This window comes from Nocardia citri (assembly GCF_054065835.1).
The window spans coordinates 152,484-171,491 of the sequence record NZ_JBSUQM010000006.1; the positions used below are offsets into that span (position 1 = coordinate 152,484).

Annotated in this window: 20 protein-coding genes; 4 read left to right on the forward strand and 16 right to left on the reverse strand. The window is 65.8% G+C overall.

The annotated features are described in order from the left end of the window. Window positions 1-138: 138 nt before the first annotated feature. The 6 genes from ACW2Q0_RS11805 to ACW2Q0_RS11830 form a co-directional block, all read right to left on the reverse strand. Complete coding sequence (locus tag ACW2Q0_RS11805; RefSeq protein ID WP_457189176.1) at window positions 139-1,017, reverse strand: hypothetical protein; 879 nt, start codon at window positions 1,015-1,017, stop codon at window positions 139-141. Next, entirely contained in the window at window positions 1,002-2,012 is a 1,011-nt protein-coding gene (locus ACW2Q0_RS11810; protein ID WP_457189178.1) for a hypothetical protein, read from the reverse strand. The genes ACW2Q0_RS11805 and ACW2Q0_RS11810 overlap by 16 nt, the downstream gene beginning before the upstream one ends. A 263-nt stretch (window positions 2,013-2,275) precedes the next feature. Beyond that, on the reverse strand, window positions 2,276-3,310 hold the full coding sequence (dmpG, locus tag ACW2Q0_RS11815; protein WP_457189180.1) for a 4-hydroxy-2-oxovalerate aldolase: 1,035 nt from the start codon (window positions 3,308-3,310) through the stop codon (window positions 2,276-2,278). A gap of 13 nt (window positions 3,311-3,323) precedes the next feature. After that, a complete protein-coding gene (locus ACW2Q0_RS11820) occupies window positions 3,324-4,235 on the reverse strand; it encodes an acetaldehyde dehydrogenase (acetylating) (protein ID WP_457189182.1) in 912 nt (303 codons plus the stop codon). A 9-nt stretch (window positions 4,236-4,244) separates the two neighbouring features. Further along, a complete protein-coding gene (locus ACW2Q0_RS11825; RefSeq protein WP_457189184.1) occupies window positions 4,245-5,030 on the reverse strand; it encodes a 2-keto-4-pentenoate hydratase in 786 nt (261 codons plus the stop codon). Window position 5,031: 1 nt separating this feature from the next. Then, the gene (locus ACW2Q0_RS11830; protein ID WP_457189186.1) at window positions 5,032-5,376 is read right to left on the reverse strand and encodes a hypothetical protein; all 345 of its coding nucleotides are present in this window, start codon (window positions 5,374-5,376) and stop codon (window positions 5,032-5,034) included. Between the two features lie 114 nt (window positions 5,377-5,490). Between ACW2Q0_RS11830 and kstD the strand changes: the two genes are divergently transcribed. Further along, a complete protein-coding gene (gene kstD, locus ACW2Q0_RS11835; RefSeq protein ID WP_457189188.1) occupies window positions 5,491-7,206 on the forward strand; it encodes a 3-oxosteroid 1-dehydrogenase in 1,716 nt (571 codons plus the stop codon). A gap of 91 nt (window positions 7,207-7,297) precedes the next feature. Then, on the forward strand, window positions 7,298-8,158 hold the full coding sequence (locus ACW2Q0_RS11840) for a MaoC/PaaZ C-terminal domain-containing protein (protein ID WP_457189190.1): 861 nt from the start codon (window positions 7,298-7,300) through the stop codon (window positions 8,156-8,158). A 122-nt stretch (window positions 8,159-8,280) separates the two neighbouring features. On the opposite strand, the gene zapE is transcribed toward ACW2Q0_RS11840, so the two are convergent. Further along, on the reverse strand, window positions 8,281-9,231 hold the full coding sequence (zapE, locus tag ACW2Q0_RS11845; protein WP_457189192.1) for a cell division protein ZapE: 951 nt from the start codon (window positions 9,229-9,231) through the stop codon (window positions 8,281-8,283). 40 nt (window positions 9,232-9,271) lie between these two features. Between zapE and ACW2Q0_RS11850 the strand changes: the two genes are divergently transcribed. Next, window positions 9,272-9,886: a TetR/AcrR family transcriptional regulator gene (locus tag ACW2Q0_RS11850; RefSeq protein ID WP_457189194.1), complete on the forward strand. Its 615-nt coding sequence runs from the start codon at window positions 9,272-9,274 to the stop codon at window positions 9,884-9,886. Here the strand turns inward: ACW2Q0_RS11850 and ACW2Q0_RS11855 are convergent. From ACW2Q0_RS11855 to ACW2Q0_RS11895, 9 genes are read right to left on the reverse strand one after another with little or no spacing between them, the layout of a single operon-like run. Beyond that, the gene (locus ACW2Q0_RS11855; protein WP_457189196.1) at window positions 9,859-10,299 is read right to left on the reverse strand and encodes an NUDIX hydrolase; all 441 of its coding nucleotides are present in this window, start codon (window positions 10,297-10,299) and stop codon (window positions 9,859-9,861) included. The two genes, ACW2Q0_RS11850 and ACW2Q0_RS11855, sit on opposite strands and share 28 nt — an antisense overlap. A 36-nt stretch (window positions 10,300-10,335) precedes the next feature. Further along, window positions 10,336-10,563 carry a type II toxin-antitoxin system HicA family toxin gene (locus ACW2Q0_RS11860; RefSeq protein WP_457189198.1) on the reverse strand — a complete coding sequence of 76 codons (228 nt, stop codon included), beginning with the start codon at window positions 10,561-10,563 and terminating at the stop codon, window positions 10,336-10,338. Beyond that, a complete protein-coding gene (locus tag ACW2Q0_RS11865; protein WP_457189200.1) occupies window positions 10,563-10,769 on the reverse strand; it encodes a type II toxin-antitoxin system HicB family antitoxin in 207 nt (68 codons plus the stop codon). The genes ACW2Q0_RS11860 and ACW2Q0_RS11865 overlap by 1 nt, the downstream gene beginning before the upstream one ends. 48 nt (window positions 10,770-10,817) lie before the next feature. Beyond that, window positions 10,818-12,002: a lipid-transfer protein gene (locus tag ACW2Q0_RS11870; RefSeq protein WP_457189202.1), complete on the reverse strand. Its 1,185-nt coding sequence runs from the start codon at window positions 12,000-12,002 to the stop codon at window positions 10,818-10,820. Beyond that, window positions 12,002-12,412 (reverse strand): MaoC family dehydratase, encoded by a 411-nt coding sequence (locus tag ACW2Q0_RS11875; protein ID WP_457189204.1) that lies wholly within the window; start codon window positions 12,410-12,412, stop codon window positions 12,002-12,004. Before ACW2Q0_RS11875 ends, ACW2Q0_RS11870 begins: the two co-directional genes overlap by 1 nt. Continuing rightward, window positions 12,409-13,347, reverse strand: coding sequence for a bifunctional MaoC family dehydratase N-terminal/OB-fold nucleic acid binding domain-containing protein (locus ACW2Q0_RS11880; RefSeq protein ID WP_457189207.1), 939 nt, complete (start codon window positions 13,345-13,347; stop codon window positions 12,409-12,411). Before ACW2Q0_RS11880 ends, ACW2Q0_RS11875 begins: the two co-directional genes overlap by 4 nt. 35 nt (window positions 13,348-13,382) lie before the next feature. Beyond that, window positions 13,383-14,615: an acyl-CoA dehydrogenase family protein gene (locus ACW2Q0_RS11885; protein ID WP_457189209.1), complete on the reverse strand. Its 1,233-nt coding sequence runs from the start codon at window positions 14,613-14,615 to the stop codon at window positions 13,383-13,385. After that, window positions 14,600-15,664, reverse strand: a complete 1,065-nt coding sequence (locus ACW2Q0_RS11890) for an acyl-CoA dehydrogenase family protein (RefSeq protein ID WP_457189211.1) — start codon at window positions 15,662-15,664, stop codon at window positions 14,600-14,602. The genes ACW2Q0_RS11885 and ACW2Q0_RS11890 overlap by 16 nt, the downstream gene beginning before the upstream one ends. Before the next feature lie 25 nt (window positions 15,665-15,689). After that, on the reverse strand, window positions 15,690-18,038 hold the full coding sequence (locus ACW2Q0_RS11895) for an acyl-CoA dehydrogenase (RefSeq protein ID WP_457189213.1): 2,349 nt from the start codon (window positions 18,036-18,038) through the stop codon (window positions 15,690-15,692). Window positions 18,039-18,188: 150 nt separating this feature from the next. Between ACW2Q0_RS11895 and kstR the strand changes: the two genes are divergently transcribed. After that, a complete protein-coding gene (gene kstR / locus ACW2Q0_RS11900) occupies window positions 18,189-18,857 on the forward strand; it encodes a cholesterol catabolism transcriptional regulator KstR (protein WP_457189215.1) in 669 nt (222 codons plus the stop codon). The last annotated feature ends 151 nt before the right edge of the window (window positions 18,858-19,008 follow it).

Sequence of the window (19,008 nt, forward strand, 5' to 3'; positions counted from 1 at the left end):
AGTGCATGCTCGCGGACCAGCCGACGCACGGCGACGCCGGATGGATGGCACGCGGCCACTGCTGTCGATCTTCGCCGCCGAGCGCCCGGCTCCTGTGGTGCGTTGGAATTCGACGCTGGTGCAAGGCACCGCGGGACCTCATGCGGCGGGCCAGGTCATGAAGCCCGCGGTCCGGGCGCGACGCAGTTCGGGCAGGCCGGTTCGGGGTGAGCGAACGTCACGGACGAGGCGGTGCACGGTGCGCAGCAGCGATGCCGGGCGTACCGCCTCGACTTCGACGAACCGGCCGCGCCGTAGCCACGCGCGCTCCCACGAATCCACCTGTGCCGCCCGAACACTCGGCTCCGGACGGTGCAGCTCCTCCTGCGCCCAGGAAGCCATCTGAGCTGCGATAGCACTCGGCAGCTGTCCGCGAAGATGAGGCAGGTGCAGGGTGCCCGCTTGCCGCGGACGCAGGCCCAAGGGCACAATTCGTACGCCCTGCGGAATCTCGGTCAGTTCGGCCAACCGCGCTGGAAAGGTGAGTCCGTTGGTGCTCGCATCGTGTAGCAGGTAGATGGTGCCTTCGACCTGGGCGAGCATACCTGCGATACCGGGGTCGAGGGGGAGTTCAGCCGCACTGAATACCGGGCAGGCCGATTCCATCGGTAATCCGTTGGCGCGCAGCATCTGTGCGATCGCGTCCGATTCGCAGACGAGCAGGCGTGGCAGGCCGTAGTCGAACAGGTCCGGTTCCGGTGTGTGTCGTCCGGCTCGGGTGGTCTTCGGCGGTGTGATCGTCAATAGACCCGGCACTGCGCCGTGACGGTCGAGTGCGGTGCGGAACGACGTATAGGTCAACGGTGCCGGGACCGTGAAAGTGAAGTGGCGTGGGATCCGATGTGCTGCTGTGAGGAGACGGCACAGCTCGTAGTAGAGCTGGCGCTCGGTGAATCGGAGGCCGCTCGGGGCGGCGACGTGTTCGGCCGCGATGCGTAGTAGCCGATCGAACATGTACTGCTTCATCTGGTCGGCCACGTGAGGAAACCTACCTCGCGGGCACGACGGCGATCCGGATCGGCCGCATCCTCGATCCGCTCGACCGCCCGCTCCAGCACCGTGAGCATCTTCGCGGGTGGCAGCGCGGCGATCGGCGACCACCAACCCGCCGCGAGCCATTCGATCTCCGCCTCCGACAACGGTTCCCCACGCAGAAATGCGGTGTCCTGCCGCTGTGGCTCCCGTAGCCGCAGCACCGACGCATTGGCCAATACCGCACGCGGCGAAAGGCCGACCACCACGGCCCGGCTCCCGAGCGCGGCACGGGCCTTTCCCGCCAATGCGACGCCGGAGAGGCTGGCATCGTGCAGCACGATCACCGGCACATCCGCTGGGAGTCGATCGATGCGATCGGCTAGCGCCATGGCCCAGGTCTGCGCCACATTGTTCACGGCGAGACAGGCCAGCACGCTCGCATCCGGGCACAGCACCGCGATTCGTGGCCGATCCACCGCGGGCGGTCGCGCCAGAGTTTCGTCGACCGACCCGGGCGGCGGACCGCCGTAGACCGGTGCCCAGCGGCCGACCACGTCCCGACGGAAGACGTTGTACGGCACCGGCATTCGAACCGTGGCCCGGCGCAAAAACCAGGGCCGCCCGGCCCGCAGACCGACTACGGCTGCTACCAAAATCAGCGCGCCCAGCGCAATGACCACCCCCGCCGGTACCGCACCACTCACCATCAGGAAGAAGGCCACCACCACAATGGCCACCGAAACCCCGATACGCACCCGTTTGAACACGCGCTGCACATCCGGAACCTGCTTGCGCCCGGCCGCGTACCAGAGCTGCACCAGCGTGTACCGCAGCCCGCGCCCGTCACCGAGCCGCTCGGCGAGCTTGCGCACCCGAATATCGTGCAGCCGGAACGGACTTTCCTTCGGCTCGAGCGCGAACTGCCGCTGACACGTCGAACAGCGCCGACCGCCGCGCTCCTTGTACAGCAGGTTCGCAGTGCAATGCGGACAGATCACGATTCATGATCGCCGATTCCCCCACTCTCCGCGACCCCGAATTCCGATATTCATCCGCCACATACCCAGTGGGTGCCGCGCACAATTCACACGGCCTGTGCGACGCACTCACCGGATATGCGACACCGCGACCGCCGACATGCTGATATTCGATCGACGCTACCGGACGAGGCGTCGCGCTGTGTCGTCAGCGCTGAGCGGACCTGGACACTGCGCAACAACGCACAGGCCGCGACCGAACCCGGTCGCGGCCTTTCCGGGGATCAGGCGGAAACCGATGCCTCACGCTGGAGCTCGAGCGCGATATCGATCAGCTGGTCCTCCTGACCGCCGACCAATTTCCGCTTGCCCGCGCGCACCAGCATTTCGGCCGCCGACACCCCATAGCGTTCGGCCTGACGCTCGGCATGCTTGAGGAAGCTGGAGTACACACCCGCGTAGCCCATCATCAGGGACTGACGGTCCAGCAGACATTCCTGCGGCATGACCGGTCGCACCACATCCTCGGCGGCATCGGCGATCGCGAAGAAATCGATACCGGTCTTGATGCCGAGCTTGTCGCAGACACCGACGAAAGCCTCGACAGGTGTATTGCCGGCGCCCGCGCCGAATCGCCGCGCACTGCCGTCGATTTGCTTGGCACCGGCACGAACGGCATAGACCGAGTTGGCAACCGCCAGGTCCAGGTTCTCGTGCCCGTGGAAGCCGACCTGGGCGTCATCACCGAGTTCGGCGACGAGCGCCGCGACCCGGTCCGAAACCTGTTCCAGCACTAGCGCACCCGCGGAGTCGACCACATAGACGCACTGGCACCCGGCATCGGCCATGATGCGCGCCTGCTCGGCCAGCGCCTCCGGCGACTGGGTGTGCGACATCATCAGGAAGCCGACGGTTTCCAGTCCCAGCTCTCGTGCGAGGCCGAAGTGCTGGATCGATACGTCCGCCTCGGTGCAGTGGGTGGCGATGCGGCAGATCGACGCACCGTTGTCCTGGGCGATCTTGATATCTTCGGTGACGCCCACGCCGGGCAGCATGAGCACCGCGATCTTGGCCCGCTCGGCCGTCTGCGCGGCAATCTTAACCAGCTCCTGCTCCGGAGTATGCGAGAAGCCGTAGTTGAACGACGAGCCGCCGAGACCGTCGCCGTGTGTCACCTCGATGACCGGCACACCGGCGCCATCGAGCGCCGTCACGATAGTGCGCACATCGTCGGCGGTGAACTGGTGGCGCTTGTGATGCGAACCGTCACGCAGCGAGGTGTCGGTGACGCGGATGTCGAGTTCTGCGGAATATGGCATGGTTGAGCTCCCTTTACACCCGGGCCGACAGAATCCGCTGTGCCATGACCTCGCCGACCTGGGTGGCGGCCGCGGTCATGATGTCGAGGTTGCCCGCGTACGGCGGCAAAAAGTCGCCCGCACCTTCGACCTCCACGAAGACCGACACCTTCGCCATCCCACCGGAAACCACCGACGGCGGATCGAATTGCGGATCGTTCAACAGCCGGTAGCCGGGCACATACTTCTGGATATCGGCGACCATCCGATGAACGGAGTCGGCGATCGCATCGTTATCGGCGTCCTCGGGAATCGCACAGAAGATGGTGTCGCGCATGATCATCGGCGGTTCGGCCGGATTCAGAATGATGATGGCCTTACCGCGCTGTGCACCGCCGATGCTCTCCACGCCGCGCGAGGTGGTCTTGGTGAACTCGTCGATATTGGCGCGGGTGCCGGGCCCGGCGGATACCGACGACACCGAGGCGACGATTTCGGCATAAACCACCGGCACCACGCGCGAGACCGCCGCGACGATCGGAATGGTGGCCTGACCGCCGCAGGTGATCATATTGACATTCGGCGCATCGAGATTCGCACCGAGATTCACCGGCGGCACCACAGCGGGCCCGACCGCGGCGGGGGTGAGATCGACTGCGCGGATTCCCGCCTCGGCGTACTTCGGCGCGGCCGCCCGATGCACATACGCCGAGGTCGCCTCGAATACCAGATCCGGCAGTTCCGACCGCGCCAGCAACCAGTCCACGCCCTCGTGCGAGGTTTCCAGCCCGAGCCCGCGGGCGCGCCGCAAACCCTCGCTCGCCGGATCGATGCCGATCATCCACTTCGGTTCCACCGTGGTGGAGCGCAGCAGTTTGTACAGCAGATCGGTGCTGATATTGCCGGATCCGACGATCGCGGCGGTGACGGTCCCCGTTTCGGACACGGCAAGCTCCTATGTGAATCGCAAACGGACAGAACCGAGCCCAGCGAACTCGGCGTGGAAACAATCGCCCGCGCGGACATCGACGGCGCGAGTGCAGGAGCCGGGCAGCACAATGTCGCCCGCCGTCAACCGCACGCCGAAACTCGCGACCTTGCGTGCCAGCCAGGCCACCGCGATGACCGGATCGCCGAGCACCGCATCGCTGCGGCCCTGTGCGACCACTTCGCCATTGCGGGTGAGCACGGCATCGATGGCCTTGGTATCCAGGTCTTTCGGCGCGACCCGTGCCGCACCGAGCACGAAACCGGCCGAGGACGCGTTATCGGAAATGGTGTCGGCCAGCCCGATCTGCCAATCCTTGATCCGGGAATCGATCAGCTCGATGGACGGCGCGTAGCCGACCGTCGCGGCGAGCACATCGGCTTCGGTGCAGTCCGCGCCGGGCAGATCCGCCCCGAGAATGAAACCGACCTCGACCTCGACGCGCGGAACAAGATAACGCGAGGTCTCGACCGGAACATCCGCGCAGACCGCCATATCCGCGAGCAGATGACCGTAGTCGGGCTCGTCCACGCCCATCATCTGCTGCATGGCCAGCGATGACAGTCCGACCTTGTGCCCGACCACCTTCGCGCCGCTATCGAGTTTGCGTCGGATATTGATCAGCTGGATCTCGTAGGCATCGACGACATCGATATCGGGATATCTGGCGATGAGGGGGTCGATGCCGACCCGATCGCGTTCGGCGGCCGCGAGTTCATCGGCCAATTCGATTCGTATGGCGTCGGACAGCACGCTAATTTCCTTCCACTATTGTCGCTTCGGGCAGCGCTGCCCGGGAACCCACTTCGGCGCCTGCCGCGAACCGGCCCGCGCGCCGACCGGAGAAAACGCAGTCGGCCAGGGACAATCCACTGACCTCGTGCTGCACCGAGGCACCACCGCCCGCGTAGATGACGTCGCCGGACAGTGCCGACGCCCCGCCACCGGCGAAACGCTCCAGCACCAGCACCTGCGCACCGGCGTCGGTCGCTTCCAGCGCGGCCCCCGCCGCACCATAGCCGACTACGACCACGTCGGCGGTCAGGTCCCACTCGCCGTCGGCGCTTGCTTGCTGGTCGCTGGAAACATCACCGCCCATATCCATCACTCCAGTCAGGAACTGAAACAAGTTTTGTCGACGAATGGAAGGTCGATTGCGTCTTCTGCCGCTCGACATAGACCAAATGCCGTCCCATTCTATAACGTGTTCTACATGACTGACCCGGTTAATGATCCGCACAGCTATGACGTGGTGGTGGTCGGCAGCGGCGCCGCCGGAATGACCGCAGCCCTCGCCGCGGCCCACCACGGGCTGAGCGTGGTCATCATCGAGAAGGCCGCGCATTACGGCGGATCGACCGCACGTTCCGGTGGTGGTGTGTGGATCCCCGGCAATAAGGCACTCGCGGCCGCCGGACGTCCCGATGATCGCGAGGACGCACGGACCTACCTGCACAACATCATCGGCGACGTAGTGCCCGAAGACCGGATCGACACCTACATCGACCGTGGTGCGGAGGCCCTCGACTTCGTGCTCGAGCACACCCCGCTGAAGATGAAGTGGGTGCCCGGCTACTCCGACTACTACCCGGAGGCCCCCGGCGGCCTGGGCCAGGGCCGCTCATGCGAACCCGCGCCGTTCAACGCCAAGATCCTCGGCGAGGAGCGGTTCAACCTGGAGCCGCCGTATGCCCAGGCCCCGCTCAATGTCGTAATCATGCAGGCCGACTTCGTCCGGCTCAACCTCATCCGGCGCCACCCAAAGGGCATCATGCGGGCCCTGCGCGTCGGCGCCCGCACCTACTTCGCCAAGTGGACCGGCAAGCACATCCTCGGCATGGGACAGGCGTTTATCGCCGCCATGCGCAAGGGGCTCATGGACGCGAATGTGCCGCTGCTGCTGAATACGCCGCTCACCAAACTCATCGTGGACAACGGCGTGGTCACCGGTGTCGAGGCCGAGCACAACGGCGAGACCGTGCGGTTCACCGCCGAATACGGCGTGGTGCTGGGCAGCGGCGGTTTCGAGCACAACGCCGAAATGCGCACCGAATACCAGCGCCAGCCCATCACCACCGAGTGGACCACCGGTGCGGCCGCCAATACCGGAGACGGCATCAATGCGGGTATGGAAGTCGGCGGCGCGGTCGACTTCATGGAGGATTCCTGGTGGGGGCCAACCATCTTCAAGGGCGGTGAGCCGTGGTTCGCACTGGCCGAGCGGAATCTGCCCGGCACCATCATGGTGAACGCCGACGGTAAGCGATTCGGAAATGAGTCCGCTCCCTACGTCGAGGCCGTGCACACCATGTACGGCGGCGAATACGGGCAGGGAACGGGTCCGGGCGAGAACATCCCCGCCTGGCTGGTGTTCGACCAGCGCTACCGCAACCGCTATATCTTCGCCGGATTGCAGCCGGGTCAGCCGTTTCCGTCCCGCTGGATGGAAAACGACATGATCGTCAAGGCCGATAGCGTCGCGGAGTTGGCCACGAAGATCGGCGTGTCCGCCGAGAATCTGACCGCGACCGTCGAGCGGTTCAACAGGTTCGCCGAGACCGGTAAGGACGCGGATTTCGGCCGCGGCGACAGCCACTACGACCGGTACTACGGCGATCCGACCGTGCGGCCGAACCCGTGCCTGGCGGGTCTGGTGCAGGGCCCGTTCTACGCGGCCGAGATAGTGCCGGGCGACCTGGGCACCAAGGGCGGTCTGGTCGCCGATACCGCCGGACGGGTGCTGCGCGCGGACGGCAGTGTGATCGAGGGCCTCTACGCCTCCGGCAATAGCGCGACCCCGGTAATGGGTCATACCTACGCGGGTCCCGGCGCGACCATCGGCCCGGCGATAACCTTCGGCTACCTGGCGGTACTGGATATCGCCGAGCGCAAGAAACAGCGGTCGGCCAAGGCCACCGCGCAGGCGTAGGCGAGGCATCGCGCGGAGCGGACGACACCTTGCCCGCCGCGGCGCGAGGGCCGCACGATCGATACGACGAGTACGCACAAGGAGAACCCGGATGCCCATCGACCCGAATATCGCACTCGGCGCGGAACTCCCGATCCGGGAGTTCGCCTGGACGCCGTCGGATGCGCAGCTGTACCAGCTGGGGCTCGGGGCGGGTGCGCGCTGGACGGATGCGGCCGAACTGCGCTACCTCGATGACCGCACGCCGCAGGTGCTGCCCACCTTCGCGACGGTGGCGGCCACCTGCCACGACACCGAACCGCCGCGGGTCGAGTTCCCCGGGATCGATATCGATCTGGCGAAGGTGGTGCACGGCCATCAGGAGGTCGAGGTGTATCGCCCGATTCCGGCCTCGGGCAAGGCGAGCAGCACCGGTCGCATCACCGAACTCTGGGATAAGGGCTCGGCCGCGGTAGTGGTCCAGGAGCAGACGGTCACCGGTTCCGACGGTGAACCGCTCTGGACCGCACGATCGTCCATTTTCGCCAAGGGTGAGGGCGGCTTCGGCGGCGAACGCGGCCCGAGCACCAAGGCCGAACTCCCCGACCGCGCACCGGATTTCGACGTCACCACGCCGACCCTCCGTCAGCAGGCGCTGCTGTACCGCATGTGCGGCGACCGCAACCCCCTGCATTCGGATCCCGAATTCGCCCGCGCCGCCGGCTTCCCCAACCCGATCCTGCACGGCCTGTGCACCTACGGCATCGTCTGCAAAACGGCTACCGACACCGTGCTCGATTCGGATGCGAGCCGGGTCAAGGGATTCCGTGCCCGCTTCGCCGGTGTGCTCTACCCCGGCGAAACCATCCGCACCCGAATCTGGCGCACCGATGGCGAACTGATCATCAGCGCCACCGTCGTGGACCGCGACGACGCACCCGTACTCGCCGACGTCAGCCTGCGCTTCACCTGAGCGCCCACTGGAAACCATGTGGTGGCATATACCGCCACCATGGTCCGCCCGGGATGGAATCGAACACTTCGGGCTGCCTCCTTTTTATCCGTAACCGGCCGTTCTCTTACGTGGGTGCGCAGCTAGCGGCGCACAGCGGATTCGGGCTGACGGAGTTCACTCAGGCGGCTCGCGGTCCGTGCCAGGTCTGGGACGGCAGGGACGTCGGCCATCAGGTCCGATAGTGCGGTGCGGGCCTCGAGGGTGAGTTCGAGATCGGCGTCGTAGAGCACGTCGACGAGATTGGCGAAGCGCATGGCCCAGTCCGGTGGGACCTCACGCAGGGGTGGAACGTCGCGCAAGGTCCAGCGACGAAAGCGGCCGGCGAGTTCGACGTAGTCCGAGGCGCCGGTTGCGGTGCCGCACAGGGCGGCGAAGTCGACGGTGATGGCGCAGCCGTCGACGCTTGCGTGGATCTCACGGGTGCCCGAGACAACAACCTGCGCGGTGCCGATATCTCCCGCTTCGCCGATGCGATAACACCCGGAGGCGAAGCCGGTGCCGCCGTGCGCGGCGCGAGTGCGGTAGTCGAGCGGGCCGTCGACCGAGACGATGTCCATACGCGCGCGTATGCGCGCGATGGTCGGTAGGAAGCGGTCGTGGAACAGCGGGTTCGGCAGCAGTTGCTCCGGCGGGTAATTCGAGGTCACCACCAGGACGGCGCGGCGGGCGAACAGGGCGTCGAGCATGCGGGCGATCAGCATGGCATCGCCGATATCGTGTACGTGGAATTCGTCGAAGCAGACCAGTTCGGCACGGCCGAGCAGATAGTCGATGGCCTTATCTGTAGAGCCCGACTCATGTGCCGCAGTGTGCAATTGGGCGAAGAAGCTGTGGAAGTGGAAGCGCCGCTTGTGGTTCGACGCGAGACCCACGAAAAAATCGTCCATCAGCATCGTTTTGCCGCGACCGGGTCGGCCGTACAGGTAGATGCCGCGATGCCGCTTTATCGGCCTGCCGTGCCGGTCGAGTAGTTCACGCAAGCGCGCCCGAGCCTGTAGTTGGTCGGCGTTCAGTGTGATGTTGTCTGCCATGACACCCTCCTGGTCCTCTACAGTTGTAGAGGACCAGGAGATGCGGCCACCAGCGAAGGTGATGATGTCCACAACCGACCGACGCGCGGCACTCGTCGACGCCGCTATCGATGTGATTGCCACCCGGGGCATTCGAGCGCTCACCCACCGCGCCCTCGATAACGCCCTCGAACTGCCCGGTGGGTCGGCCTCCTATTATTTCCGCACCAAACGCGCGCTCCTCGAGGCAATCGCGGACCGGATCACCACACGCTCCCACGACGACTTCCTTGCCGCCGAACTCGCCCCGACGACACCGATCGACCCCGAAGCCATCGCGCGCGCCATCGCCGGCTGGCTCGACCGGCTACTCGTCGACCGCCGCAATCACCTGATCGTGCGGCATGCGCTGCTCATCGACCTGCTCGGCGACCCCGAATTGCACCGGCGACTGGCACACAGCCTGTTTTCGATCGAGCGGGGACGAGATCTGTTCCACACCTTGGGTTTTCCCGAGCCCGATGCGGCCGCCGCAGACTTCGTCGCGGTACTCGAGGGCACCGTCTTCGATAGATTCGCAGGCGCGCGAGCGCATATTCCGGCAGGAACCCGGGATAGCGTCGACCAGCTCGCTGCCGTGCTCTCCCACTATCTCACCCAACCCCACTCGCTATAAGGCGTGGCTGTCATGAACCCATGGATTCCGGCAGCGGAATAGCGGATCAGCGACTCCTCCGGCAGCGCGTGAAGCGAAAACCATTGCAGCCCATAGCTTTTATCTGGCTCCCGATTCACCGGCTCACCCGCCCACCGCAGCGCATGAAAGAACAGCCCGAGCCGAGCTTCCCGCCCGGATTTGATCACGTGCGCGGTATGAATCAGCCGCAGATCGGCCGGGTCGATAACAACCCCGATCTCCTCCCCCGCCTCACGCCCGGCAGCAGTGGTCGCGGACTCGCCGGACTCCAACTTCCCCGCAGGCAGATGCCACAGCCCATCGAACTCGTCCGCACTGCGCCGCCTACTCAGCAACACCGCCCCGTCTTGGACGAGCAGAACGTGGACGTCGATCAGGTGTCGATCGGCCATTCCGAACCTCTCACCGGACCTGGCACTCTCAGTGGCCTAATCGAGCAATTGCAGGAATTCGGCAACCGACAGACCCGCATCGCGAATGATGCGCCGTAGCGTGCCGGGCTTGATATCAGCACCGCGATGCACCGGCACAACGGTGAACCGCCCTTCCGGACTGCGCATCATATGATGGCTGCCGTTCACTCGGATCAGTCCGAACCCAGCTCGCTCCAGTGCCTTGATGACCCTGTCGCCTGAAACCACCGGAAGCGGTGGCATCAGGCGACATCCTGGACGATCGTCAGAACCGACGGCAGTCCGATCTCCTCTAGAACTAGTGTGACGGCTTCGTGTAGGTCGGCAACCGCCTCATCCGGAGTCTGACCAACCCCGTGCGCGCCGCCGCTCGGAAAGACGGCGTGAGCACCCCAAGTACCGTCTTCCTCCTGCTCCAGTTCATATGGAATCTGGACCATCCGCTTCATATGCTCACTCTAGCGGTCATAGCTGAGACCGATGTCCCCGTCCGACACCTATCGCGTCAACACCAGGCCCGAGGTCGGGACGCCGGTGCCGGCGGTAACCAGGATGTATTCCAAGTTCTCCACCGGGTTGACGGAGGCGCCGCGAATCTGGCGGACCGCCTCGGCGATCCCGTTCATACCGTGGATATAGGCCTCACCGAGCTGGCCACCGTGGGTATTGAGCGGCAGCCGGCCGCCGATTTCGATGGCGCCGTCGGCAACGAAATCCTTGGCCTCACCGCGTCCGCAGAAACCGAGTTCCTCCAATTGCATGAGGACGAACGGGGTGAAGTGGTCGTAGAGGATGGCGGACTGCATATCCTGCGGACGCAAACCACTTTGCGCCCAGAGTTGAGCACCGACCAGCCCCATCTCCGGCAAGCCGGTGAGGGCATCGCGGTAGTAGCTGGTCATGACATATTGATCCGCACCGGAACCCTGTGCGGCGGCGGCGATTACGGCTGGCCGCTGCGGCAGATCCCGGGCCCGCTCGACGCTGGTGACCACGATCGCGACACCGCCGTCGGATTCCTGGCAGCAGTCGAGCAGATGCAGCGGTTCGGCGATCCAGCGCGAATTCTGGTGGTCTTCCAGGGTGATCGGCTTGCCGTAGAAGAAAGCGGCCGGATTCACCGCGGCATGTTTGCGGTCGGCGACCGCGACGCGGCCGAAGTCCGCGCTCGTCGCGCCGTACACGTGCATATACCTGCGGGCGACCATGGCCACCTGCGCGGCCGGTGTCCCCAACCCCTGCGGATAGGACCAGCCCGCATCGATGCCCGATGAGGTCGGTGCGCTGGCCAGCGCGGTGGAGAACTGGCCGAAACGCGATACCGACCGTTCGTTGAAGGCCCGGTAGGCGACAACGATCTCGGCCACGCCGGTGGCGACCGCCATGGCCGCCTGCTGGATGGTGGCGCAGGCCGCACCGCCGCCATAGCCGATGTGGCTGAAGAACTTCAGTTGCGGGATACCGACGGCGCGCGCGACGGCGGCCTGGGTGTTGGTATCCATGGTGAAGGTGGTCAGGCCGTCGACATCGGCCGGACGCAGACCCGCATCGGCGAGCGCCGCGGTGACCGCCTCGGCGGCCAAACGCAATTCGCTGCGGCCGGAGTCCTTGGAGAAGTCGGTGGCGCCGATACCGACAATCGCGGCGCGGCCGGAAATCCCGGTGGTGCTTTCCACGGTCATCATTGCCTGCGCAGTGCGATAACGGCTTTCGCCGTGATGTGGTCACCGAGGCTGTCGCGGCCGACGATATCGATGTGGATGTCGTCGCCGTCGATCACGCAGACCGTGCCGGAAAGTGTCAAGGTGTCCCCGGCATACAGCGGCACCCCCAGGCGCAGCGCGACCGATTTGACGATGGCGCGCGGTCCGGCCCAGTCGGTGACGAAGCGCTGCACCAGCCCGGTATCGGTGAGGATATTGACGAAGATGTCCTTGGAACCGCGGGCGAGCGCCTTGTCCCTGTCGTGGTGCACATCCTGAAAGTCCCTGGTGGCCAGGGCCGTACTGATCACGAAGGTCGGATCCGCGGTGATGACCAGCTCGGGCAGTGTGGTGCCGACCTCGATCGTGGCCGGTTCGACGAAGGTCATGCGATCACCCGCCAGACCGGCAGCACGGCCTCGTCGTCGAGCTTCTCGAATTCCACCTGCACCGGCAGGCCGATCCGCACCTCGGCTGGATCGATGTCGCGCAGTTCACCGAGCATCCGAACACCCTCTTCCAATTCGACCAGCGCGACCACGAAAGGCAGTTGCCGCCCCGGCACTTTCGGCGCGTGCTGCACGACGTAGCTGAATACTTCGCCCCGCCCGGAGGCGAGGACATAGTCGGTCTGCTTCGACTTGTCCTGCCACAGCGCCGGAATCGGCGGATGCCGCAGCGTGCCGTCCGGCAGCCGCTGGATACGTAGCTCACCGGCCTTGGTGCCCGCCCAGAAGAATTCGGTATCCGAGGAGACCAGTGGTTTGACCCGTTCGCCCGCAGGCGCTTCCGGTGCGCTATCGGTGCCGGGCGCGAATTTCAGCAGCCGGAAAAGCATTTCGGCGACGATCTCGTTACCGACGTGCCAGCTGGTCTGGAAGGTGACGAACCAGCCCTCGCCGAGCGCGGTCTGCTTCGGGCCGCGGATCTCGGACAGCCTGCTGGTCACCGAAACCTGTTCGCCGACATTCACATACCGGTGATAGGTCTGCTGAGAGTCGGTGGCGACCACGGAGGTGTAGCCCGCGCTGTCGAGCAGCTCGGTGGCCTGCGCCATCGGATCATCGGCCGGACGCGAACCATGGAGCCCGAACATGGTCCACACCTGCGCCATGGCCGGTGGGGCCACGGTGCCGGGATGTCCAGCGGCACGCGCGGCTTCCTCGTCGACGTAAATCGGATTGCGGTCTCCGAGCGCCTCCACCCAGTTGTTGATCATCGGCTGGTTCACCGGATCACGCCCGAGGCGTGGCGCGCAATCACCTGCCGCGATGATCTGCTCAGCGGCGTCGGTAATCGCTTCCGCAGTCAGGGTTTCCGACATGCGCGGCTCCTTGCTTTCGTCCACATCGCGGGTTTTCATCGAGGTACCCGAGGCAGTTTCAGCCCGAAGGAGGCGACCAGTTCGCGCATTACCTCGTTGACGCCGCCGCCGAAGGTCACCACGAGATTCTGTTTGGTTCTGCGGTCCAGCCAGATCAGCAGTTCGGCGGTGTCCGGATCGGCCGGATCGCCGTAGTGCCCGACGATCTCCTCGGCCAGCCGACCGGCTTCCTGCAACGATTCGGTGGAGTACACCTTGGTCGCCGAGGCATCGGCGACCAAGGTGGCCTGGTCACCGTCGAGTTCCGCGGCGTGAGCGACGGAGGCGGTAGCGGAGCGTGACCACGCAGGGCCCCGGGCACGCCGCACCTCGGACGCCGCCGCGACCTGCCAGTTCAGCAGTTCGTTGCGCCGCGCCATGGAATGTATGCGACCGAGTGAGCGCCGTACATCGGCCTCGGTGAGCACACCGCGCGCCTGGGCCCATTCGCGCACCCGGTCGTAGAGCTGTTCGATCTTGCCGGACGGGCCCAGGCTCACCCGCTCGTGATTGAGCTGGGTGGTGATCAGCCGCCACCCCTTGTTCTCCGCGCCCACCAGCATGTTCGCGGGCACCCGGACATTGTCGAAGTACGTGGCATTGGTGTGGTGCGCACCATCGCAGGTGATGATCGGGGTCCAGGAGTAGCCCGGGTCCTTGGTGTCCACGATCAGGATCGTGATGCCCCGGTGCCGCGATTCGACCGAGCCGGTGCGGCAGGCCAGCCAGACATAGTCGGCCTCATGGGCACCGGTGGTGAAGATCTTCTGCCCGTTGACGATCCAGTCGCCGGATTCGTCGCGCACCGCACTCGTGCGCAGCGATGCCAGATCGGTGCCCGCCTCGGGTTCGGAGTAGCCGATCGCGAAATGGACATCGCCGGAAAGGATTCCGGGCAGGAATTTCGCCTTCTGCTCGTCGGTGCCGAAGCTCTGCAGTGTCGGCCCGACCGTCAACAAGGTCACCAACGGCAGCGGAACATCCGCGCGCACCGCCTCATTGAAGAAGATCTGCTGCTCCATCGGCCCGAAACCCTGACCGCCGAACTCCTTCGGCCAGCCGACTCCGAGCCAACCGTCGGCGCCCATGCGACGCACCACCGCGCGGTAGGCGTCACCATGCCGGTTGCTCGCCATCTCGGCTTCCTCTTCGGGAGTCACGAGATCGGCGAAGTACGTCCGCAATTCCTCGCGCAGCTTGCGCTGCTCCGCGGTCAGGTCGATGAACATCTGGCCCCCAATCGATCGAGTCGAAACGATTCGCCGCCGAGCCAGCGGGCGAGGTCCTTGGCCTGTGAGTAGTAGCGGTGCATGGGGTGGGTCACATCGACTCCGAGGCCACCGTGCAGGTGATGGCATTTCTGCATGACGGCGGGCAGCTCCGAGGCCACGGTATAGGCGAGCACATCGAGGTCGTCATCGATGCGCTCCTGATGCGGTGGCGTCGAAGCGGACTGTGCCAGTGCCCAGTTCGCCGAAACAGCGGCGGCGTGCAGCGTCCGCGAGATGATGTACACATCGGCGATCTGCTGTGCGACGGCCTGGAATTCGGCGAGCGGCCGATCGAACTGACGACGCGTCCGCAGATGCTCGGCCGTCAGCACCAGCGCACCGTTGAGCAGTCCGTCCGCGGTCGCGCCGATCGAGGCGACGGCCAACCGATGCAGTTCACCAATGCCGACGGGCAACAGTTGTTCGGCCGGAATCTCGACCTGGTGCAGGCGCAGCGTGCATTCCGGACTCGCACCGGAGGTCGGTGACGGCGTCAGGGTGAGCCCTGCGGAATCCGAATCCACCAGTGCGATACCGGAATTCGTCGGAACCAATATCCAGCGCGCCTGCTCCGCATACGGCACCGCCACCTTGTGACCGGTGATGCGGACGGTGTCGCCATCGGAAACCGCCGAGGTCTGCGGCTCGAGCACGAACGGATTCGCGCGCTCACTGAGTGCGGCGGTGAGCACCGCCCCCTTGGCGACCTCCGGATAGACCCGCTCGGCGACGCTGTCCGGCGATGCGGCCAGCAGCGGCAGCAGCCCGAAGCCGAGGGTCGCCAGAGCGGGCACCGCCACCGCATCGGTGGCCAATTCGGTCAACAGGACCGAGACCTCCGCCAGCCCCATGCCGTCACCGCCGAACCGCTCCGGCAGCGCCAACGACAGTAGGCCGGTCGCGACCAGACTCGGCCACAGCTCGATATCGCGTGCCGGTTCACGCTCCAGCAAACTTACAACGACCTCGGCCACGGCATCCTGGCCCTCGTCCCGGGTGAAGTCCACGCTGCGCTCCCAGTTGTTTCTTCGACTAGCTGTCGGCGTCGCGAGGCAGTCCGAGAATGCGCTCACCGGCCACGGTCAGCAGAATCTGCTCGGTTCCACCGGCAATCGACAAACAGCGCGTGAGCAGGAATTCTTTGACCACTTCCGAGTCCTGCGCGCCAATTGGACCTGCCATCTCGACGGCGAATTCGGCAACGGCCTGGCGATGCCGGACGCCGACGAGCTTGCGCACACTGCTCTGCGCTCCCGGATCACCGCCCGCCAGCATCCGAACCGCGCCGCGCTGCTCTAGCAATAGTCCAGCGATCGCATCGGCGATGAAGCCACCGAGGCGGTCGTTCAATAGCTCCGCACCGGGCCCGGTGGCGGGCAGTTCGGCGATGAGCTGCTCCAGCTCCGGCCCGACGCCATGGCCGCCCATGGCGACGCGTTCGGTCGACAGGGTCGAGCGGGCGATCTTCCAGCCGTTGTTCAGCGCACCGACCAGACAGTCGTCGGGCACGAACACCTCGTCGAGGAAGACCTCGCTGAAGCGCGCCTCCCCGGTGATCTGCACCAGCGGACGCACCTCGAGCCCGGCGCTGCGCATATCGACGAGGAAGTAGCTGATGCCGCGATGTTTCGGCGCGTCCGGATCGGTGCGAGCCAGGCAGATCGCCCAATTCGCGCGATCACCCAGCGATGTCCACACCTTCTGTCCGCGCAGCACCCAGCCGCCGTCGATCTTCTTGGCGGTGGTGCGCAGCGCGGCCAGATCCGAACCGGCCTCCGGTTCACTGAACAGCTGGCACCAGAGCACCTCGCCACGCAGTGTCGGCCACGCGAACCGGTCGATCTGCTCCTGGGTGCCATACCGCAGCAGGGTCGGGATGGTCCAGCCACCGATCGCCAGATCCGGCGACTGCAGGCCCGCGCGTCGCAGCTCCTCCGAGATCATCAGTCCCGTCATGGGATTCACACCACGCCCGTAGGGCGCGGGCCAGTGCGGCACGGCGAGCCCCGCGTCGACCAGCGCATCGCGCTGCTGATCGACCGGCAGCGCGGCGATCGCGGCCACTTCGGCGGCCAGTTCGTTCACATTGCTGTCATCGACCTCGACACCCGCTGTCTTCGATTCGCGGTGCTCCCGAGCCCCGCCGTGGGCCCGCCCGTCGCCCACCGTCACCCGCAACGCACGGCCCCCGACCGACTGCCTCGATCGTTGCGCTGCCGTCGCTCGCGGCGCGGCGGCGAAAACCCGATCCGCACCCGTAGTCCGACGCTGACCGGCCCGGGTCAGCTCGGTGACCCGGGCCCGCCAGCGCGCCGATCCACCGAGCAGCTGCCGTAGTGCGGTGGCCCGGCGCAGATAGAAGTGCGCGTCGTGCTCCCAGGTGAAACCGATGCCACCGAGCACCTGAATACAGTCCTTGGCCGTCTCGACCGCGGCATCCAGCGATATCGCGGCGGCGACGGCGGCCGCGATGGGCAATTCGGCACCGCCCTCGTCGACGGCGGCCGCGGCATCGGCCGCGACGGAGCGGATCAGCTCGGCCCGGCACAGCATCCACGCGCACATGTGTTTGAGCGCTTGGAAAGAGCCGATCTTACGTCCGAATTGCTCACGGACCTTGGCGTATTCGACGGCGGTTTCCAGACACCAACCGGCCACACCGGCGAGTTCGGCCGAAACCAGTACCGCGAGTAGCCCTTCCACCGGATGCGGCGATTCGAACACCCGGTCCGCGGGTACCCGCACCTCGGCGCAGTGCACCCGCGCCAGCGGCGTGCTCGGATCGGCGGGCGCCAGCGCCTCGATGCGCAGACCTTCGGCACCGGGTCCGATCACACACCAGCGCAACCCATCCGCCGTATGCACAGACAACAGCACCGACGTGCCCGGCGCCGCGCCGAGCACCGATTCCCAGACACCCGTGAGCACATATTCGCCGGACGCGGCCGGTACGCTCTGCGCTTCGCCTCGTCGGCGCTCGGCTCGGTCGAGCGCGTAGCGCACGGTGTCGATGGCTGGTTCGCTGCGCTCACTCGCGGCATCCCCGGCAACGAAGTCCACCGCGACACCGCACGGCATATCCGCGGCGAGCGCGCCCGCGGTGACCATGTTCGCCAATGCGGTGGACAGCACCGGCCCGCCGACCAGATCATGTGCCGCCTGTTCGATGAATACCGCCAAGTCGGCGACTGAGCCACCGTAGCCTCCGGCCGCTTCGGCAATGGTGACCCGGAAGATTCCGAACTCCGCCAGACCCGGCCAATATGCGCGCCAGAAGTCCGCCGGATCGTCCCGCATTGTTGCAATCGGACCTACCGTTGCGGCCCATCCGCGCAGCGATTCCTGAACGGCTTTATGCTCGTCAGTGGTGGCGATCGTCACAGTCCATACCGCCTTCCCGGCGTGACTCCCACACCTAGAACATGTTCTAATATCCTAGCTGTGCGGAAGTCAAGAGACGACCGATGCCCGTTGCCGGAATGCGCACGCCGCCGACGCGAAAACCGATAGTGCAGGAAAGGACTCTTATCGATGGCCAGTCCCAACCGATCGCAGCCAGCCGATTCGAATGCGGCCGGGCGAGCATCGGCTACCGCGACGGTCACGACGCTGAGCGAGGACGAACTCAGCTCGGCCGCGCAGCGGGAACGGCGTAAGCGAATTCTGGACGCGACGCTCGCACTGGCCTCCAAGGGCGGTTACGACGCCGTGCAGATGCGCGCGGTCGCCGAACGCGCCGATGTCGCGGTCGGCACGCTCTACCGGTATTTCCCGTCCAAAGTGCATCTGCTCGTTTCGGCTTTATCGCGGGAATTCGAGCAGATCGAGGGCAAACGCAAACCGCTCGCCGGCCAGACGCCGAATGAGCGCATGCATCTGCTGCTGACCCAGATCACCCGGATGATGCAGCGCGACCCGTTGCTCACCGAGGCGATGACGCGCGCGTTCATGTTCGCCGACGCCTCGGCGGCCGCGGAGGTCGACCGGGTCGGCAAAGTGATGGACCGGGTATTCGCCAGGGCCATGAACGACGGTGAGCCCACTGAACGCCAGTTGGCGATCGCGCGGGTGATAAGCGATGTCTGGTTGTCGAATCTGGTGGCCTGGCTGACCAGGCGCGCCTCGGCCACGGATGTGACCGAGCGCCTGGAACTCACCGTGGACCTGCTGCTCGGCGAAAACGGCGCCGGCGGTAGCTAGCACGGGTCGGCTCATCCGCGGCATCGAGCGGGCCGATCGCGCCGCATCGACCGGATCGGCCGACGGGAGCACTGCACACGCTGGCGGTTGTGTAAAAACACCTCAGCTGGGCAGATCCTGAAAAGGGGCCGGTTGGCGCGTGCGCAATCCT

Coding starts and splice junctions, on each gene's coding strand:
- dmpG (WP_457189180.1), bottom strand. CDS start 3,310: ATGCCATATTCCGCAGAACTCGACATCCGCGTCACCGACACCTCGCTG.
- ACW2Q0_RS11830 (WP_457189186.1), bottom strand. CDS start 5,376: ATGGGCGGTGATGTTTCCAGCGACCAGCAAGCAAGCGCCGACGGCGAG.
- kstD (WP_457189188.1), top strand. CDS start 5,491: ATGACTGACCCGGTTAATGATCCGCACAGCTATGACGTGGTGGTGGTC.
- ACW2Q0_RS11840 (WP_457189190.1), top strand. CDS start 7,298: ATGCCCATCGACCCGAATATCGCACTCGGCGCGGAACTCCCGATCCGG.
- zapE (WP_457189192.1), bottom strand. CDS start 9,231: ATGGCAGACAACATCACACTGAACGCCGACCAACTACAGGCTCGGGCG.
- ACW2Q0_RS11850 (WP_457189194.1), top strand. CDS start 9,272: ATGCGGCCACCAGCGAAGGTGATGATGTCCACAACCGACCGACGCGCG.
- ACW2Q0_RS11855 (WP_457189196.1), bottom strand. CDS start 10,299: ATGGCCGATCGACACCTGATCGACGTCCACGTTCTGCTCGTCCAAGAC.
- ACW2Q0_RS11860 (WP_457189198.1), bottom strand. CDS start 10,563: ATGCCACCGCTTCCGGTGGTTTCAGGCGACAGGGTCATCAAGGCACTG.
- ACW2Q0_RS11865 (WP_457189200.1), bottom strand. CDS start 10,769: ATGAAGCGGATGGTCCAGATTCCATATGAACTGGAGCAGGAGGAAGAC.
- ACW2Q0_RS11870 (WP_457189202.1), bottom strand. CDS start 12,002: ATGACCGTGGAAAGCACCACCGGGATTTCCGGCCGCGCCGCGATTGTC.
- ACW2Q0_RS11875 (WP_457189204.1), bottom strand. CDS start 12,412: ATGACCTTCGTCGAACCGGCCACGATCGAGGTCGGCACCACACTGCCC.
- ACW2Q0_RS11880 (WP_457189207.1), bottom strand. CDS start 13,347: ATGTCGGAAACCCTGACTGCGGAAGCGATTACCGACGCCGCTGAGCAG.
- ACW2Q0_RS11885 (WP_457189209.1), bottom strand. CDS start 14,615: ATGTTCATCGACCTGACCGCGGAGCAGCGCAAGCTGCGCGAGGAATTG.
- kstR (WP_457189215.1), top strand. CDS start 18,189: ATGGCCAGTCCCAACCGATCGCAGCCAGCCGATTCGAATGCGGCCGGG.